This is a genomic window from Faecalicoccus sp. (genome assembly GCF_036552745.1).
Classification (GTDB): Bacteria; Bacillota_I; Bacilli_A; order Erysipelotrichales; family Erysipelotrichaceae; genus Faecalicoccus.
The window spans coordinates 1-4,323 of sequence record NZ_JAXKBY010000165.1; the positions used below are offsets into that span (position 1 = coordinate 1).

The 4,323-nt window shown below is 37.3% G+C and carries 7 protein-coding genes; all 7 read left to right on the forward strand.

Features of this window, described 5'->3' with window-relative positions:
- Nucleotides 1–547 precede the first annotated feature (547 nt).
- A complete protein-coding gene (locus tag U0M88_RS07860) occupies nt 548–1,309 on the forward strand; it encodes a C39 family peptidase (protein ID WP_195221832.1) in 762 nt (253 codons plus the stop codon).
- A gap of 36 nt (nt 1,310–1,345) precedes the next feature.
- Nucleotides 1,346–1,636: a hypothetical protein gene (locus tag U0M88_RS07865; protein ID WP_195221833.1), complete on the forward strand. Its 291-nt coding sequence runs from the start codon at nt 1,346–1,348 to the stop codon at nt 1,634–1,636.
- Between the two features lie 87 nt (nt 1,637–1,723).
- Complete coding sequence (gene hpf, locus U0M88_RS07870) at nt 1,724–2,251, forward strand: ribosome hibernation-promoting factor, HPF/YfiA family (RefSeq protein WP_331869462.1); 528 nt, start codon at nt 1,724–1,726, stop codon at nt 2,249–2,251.
- A gap of 99 nt (nt 2,252–2,350) precedes the next feature.
- Nucleotides 2,351–2,935, forward strand: a complete 585-nt coding sequence (locus U0M88_RS07875) for a response regulator transcription factor (protein WP_331869463.1) — start codon at nt 2,351–2,353, stop codon at nt 2,933–2,935.
- 2 nt (nt 2,936–2,937) lie between these two features.
- Nucleotides 2,938–3,021, forward strand: a complete 84-nt coding sequence (locus tag U0M88_RS07880; RefSeq protein ID WP_331869466.1) for a winged helix-turn-helix domain-containing protein — start codon at nt 2,938–2,940, stop codon at nt 3,019–3,021.
- The gene (locus tag U0M88_RS07885) at nt 3,018–4,001 is read left to right on the forward strand and encodes a sensor histidine kinase (protein ID WP_331869464.1); all 984 of its coding nucleotides are present in this window, start codon (nt 3,018–3,020) and stop codon (nt 3,999–4,001) included. The genes U0M88_RS07880 and U0M88_RS07885 overlap by 4 nt, the downstream gene beginning before the upstream one ends.
- A 105-nt stretch (nt 4,002–4,106) precedes the next feature.
- Nucleotides 4,107–4,323 (forward strand): ATP-binding cassette domain-containing protein (locus U0M88_RS07890; RefSeq protein WP_331869465.1); only part of this gene is annotated, 217 nt, incomplete at its 3' end.

Here is a 4,323-nt window from a genome sequence, read left to right on the forward strand (position 1 = left end):
AATCAGTATCCAATTGCATTCAATCCTAGAATATCAAAATATAAGGAATCACTTAAAAACAAAGCCCAATCAGCATAATACCAATTGGGCAAGAATTTTTACTTATTTAATGTGTCCACTTGACAGGGACCAGATCATTTTCAATTCGTCCTTTTCTATATAGGAAAGAAACGAGGATCCTAGCGATTCTCGTTTTTATTTAGATCAGATACGAAAAATCATAAAAATATTGTGAAAAGATGTGATTATGATATAATCTCTTTCGTTGACAAGACGGGAGGGATGTATTGAGTTAGAAAACATATAGTATATTGAAAATAAAATCGACCCTTTGAAATACGCTGACGGTCAGCAGGTCATCGCCGATTTTATGACTGATGAAGTCTTATTGTGGGTTAAAAGCCCAGTTTTATGAGCACACACTTGTAGAATCAATAAGAGTATTAAAAGCAATATGCTATATAAAGCTCAATAGATCTGATAAAAATTGAATCGTTTCAAAATCATCAGCAGTTACAAGTGCTCTAGGTAAAGAAGGAGTATTTTAATGAAAAAGTTATTTTTAGTTTTATGTGCCATGGTTTTGGCAGGCTGCAGTGCCACAAAAGTCAATATGAGTGATGAAATGAAAATTGACAATCCCGTTGATCTATCCAAGGAAGATGGAGCGGATAGTGTCGAAAGAGATGGAGATCATGAAGATTCCATCTATTATGCACATCCGGATTTTTATAATATGGAATCTGACGATACATTGACGATTCTTAGTCATTTTGAAACTCTCCAACAATCTTCGGAATGGAGCTGTGGAGTCGATAGTGCTTTAATGGTGTTGAATTACTATGATAAGCTGGGCGATCATACAGAAGAATCTTTGGCTATGTATCGTACCAACCAGCTGGCACAGGAAGCAACCAGTCTGGAGTCTATGATCAAAATCTTTGAAGGTGTAGGAGGTATGGAGATTCATTCCACCTATGATTATACACAGGAAGAAGCTGCCGAGAAGATCAATCTGGATATGATTCGTGAATACTTAAAAGAGGGTGTTCCTGTCATGGTCGCATGGAATGACTGGGGTGGTCATTGGCAGACCATTATCGGTTATGATGATATGGGAACCGAAACAACACAGGATGATGTGATCATCGTAGCTGATTCTTACGATACAACGGATCACAATCAGGATGGTTACGGTATCATTCCGGCCGAACGTTTCTATTATAACTGGACAATGTATGATTTCTTTGAGAAAAATTATCAGATTGATGAAAGAGATCATTTGTTTATTGCGGTAAAACCAGTTTAAATCAAATATAAGCATCATAGTGTTTAGGAGCTTGGTATGAAAAAAATAGTATTTGAAGAATATGAAAGCTTTTTAGAGCAGATCCAACAGGAAGATCAATCAAATCAAGATTATATCTGTATTGATTTTCAATCTCTTGTCGATCATTTGGAAACCATTGAACAGGTTTTGGTACTACAAATGGCTCTGGCAAAGATACATAAGCGCTGTATTCTGTACTTTCCATATCCGGGAAAAGAGAAAATGACAGAAACAGAATATGAAGCGTATAAACGTGAGCTTCAAAAGTTACAGAATATTCAACTTTGTTTGGAAGAATTTTCTTGATGTCATAAATGGACTAAAAAGAAAGGGCTTTAATTTTAATTTTCCTAGTCCTGTGGTATAATTCTTATAAACAAGGAGGTACCTATTATGAAAGTCAATGTAGTAGGAAAAAACGTAACTGTTACGCAAGGGATCTCTGATAAGATTCACAAAAAGCTGGATGTATTGAACAAATACTTTATCATCAGCGATGAGGATACAGCCAATGTGCTGATTCGTACCTATCCTCATAAACAAAAGATTGAGGTGACGATTCCCACAAAGTTTGCCATTCTTCGTGCTGAAGTCATGGATGACGATTTATATAATGCCGTGGATAAAGTCATCGATAAGCTGGAAGATCAGATTCGTCGTCAGAAGACTCGTCTGACACGCAAGAATAACGATTCATTGGCCGAGGCTTTTTTGGAAGATGATGAAATTTATGGTTCTGATGAAGATGTCGTAGTAAAGACGAAATCCATCGAACCGGTAGAAATGAGCCTGGATGATGCCATCATGAAAATGGAGCTTTTAGGACATGATTTCTTTATCTATACAGATGATGAAACGCAGAAAATTGCCGTTGTCTATAAACGTTATGATGGCGGATATGGTTTGATTGAAACAGAATAATGAGATGGAAGATCGAATGGGGAAATGACCATTCGGTCTTTTTTTCTGGCTTTAGAAAACTTTAAGAATTAAATGGAAAAAACATGATAGAATAAAACTATGTACACGATATTATTGGTAGAAGATGACAATGTGATTGCGACAAAAACAGCGCAGTTTCTTAAAAGCTGGAATTATGAAGTTGTTCTGGTCAAAGATTTTCATGATGTCATGGATACATTTTTTCAATGTAATCCGGATTTAGTCTTGATGGATGTGACCTTACCGGTCTTAAATGGGTATCACTGGACAACACAGATTCGCAGGGTATCTAAAGTGCCGATCCTGTTTGTATCGAGTGCCGGTGACAATATGAATATTGTGATGGCATTAAGCCAGGGAGCTGATGATTATATCACCAAGCCTTTTGAACTGCAGATCCTGCAGGCAAAGATTCAGGCACTGCTTCGAAGAACCTATGACTTTAGCGGAAAGCTAAATGTGCTGGAGCATAAAGGCTTACGATTTGTGATCGAAGAAAATAAAACATTATATCAGGATCAGGAAATTGAGCTTTCTAAAAATGAGGCAAAGATCCTGCATATTTTATTAGAGAAGAAGGATACGATCGTTTCTCGAGAAGAAATGATGAATTATTTATGGAAAACGGATTTTTATGTGGATGAAAATACATTAAGTGTGTGAATGTGAATCGATTGCGAAAGAAACTGGAATCTATTGGTTGTACCAATTACATCGAAACGAAAAAAGGATTGGGTTATAAGATATGAAATGCCTTACTTCGTATATCAGAGATCATAAATATTGGTTTTGCCTGATGCTTGTCTTGTTTTTGATGTTGTTGTGTCTGTTTTATGTATATCAAATGAATGTAGAGCCTTTATTGTATGGCTATCTTTTGATCTTGTTTTTCTTTTTTGTCTTTATTGGTTCTGATTTTTATAAATATGTATTGGGCCATCAACAGCGTTCATCAATACGTGAAGAAAACATCGTATCGGCTTTATCCATCGAGGATATGACGCTTGCCGGTCAGGATTATCATGAACTCTTGGAGAAGATGGATCATGCCCGCGTAGAGGCTATTATGGAAAATGAAAACCAGGTTAAGGAAATGGATTACTTTACAATGTGGATTCATCAGGTAAAATTACCGATTGCCGGTATGCAGCTATTACTGGAAGAAGAACAGTTAGATAGAAAATCCATACAAAGCCAGCTTACCCGCATCAATCAATATACAGATATGGTTTTGGCGTATTTACGTATGTATTCCAAGCAGTCAGATTTTCTGTTTCGGGATGTTGATCTGGATGATTTGGTCCGACAATCCATTCGGTATTTTTCGACCGACTTCATCGCCCGAAAGATTCATCTTGATTTTCAACCGACACATCAATCGGTGTTGACCGATGAAAAATGGCTGGTGTTTGTCCTGGAGCAGATTTTATCCAATGCCCTGAAATATACACCGATCAACGGAGAGATTCGTATTTTTACGAACGACTCTAAACAACTGGTGATCGAAGATAACGGGATCGGTATCAGTGCCGGTGACTTGGCTCGTGTGTTTGAAAAGGGATATACCGGCTTTAATGGACGTAAGGATAAAAAGGCTACCGGTTTGGGACTGTATCTCTGTAAAGAAATCTGTCGTAAGCTGGAGCATACGATTTCCATTGAATCCAAGCCAAATACCTATACTCGCGTGTTATTGGGATTGGATCGAAGACGATTTCGTCATGAGTGACACCTTTCTTACAAAACTGTAAGATTAAAAGGCAAACTGTAAGCTAAATCCATGTCAGGAATCCTGGGGATTTCCTATAATGAAATCACAAAGGAGGAATGATCTATGTCATTATTAGAAGTAAGAAATGTAAAGAAAATATACACGACACGCTTTTCTTCCAACAAAGTGCAAGCTTTAAGCGATGTCAATTTTAATGTGGAGAAGGGTGAATATGTGGCCATCATGGGAGAATCCGGTTCCGGAAAGACCACATTATTGAATATATTGGCGGCCCTGGATCGACCGACTAATGGAATTGTGCGTTTGAATGGAAAAGATA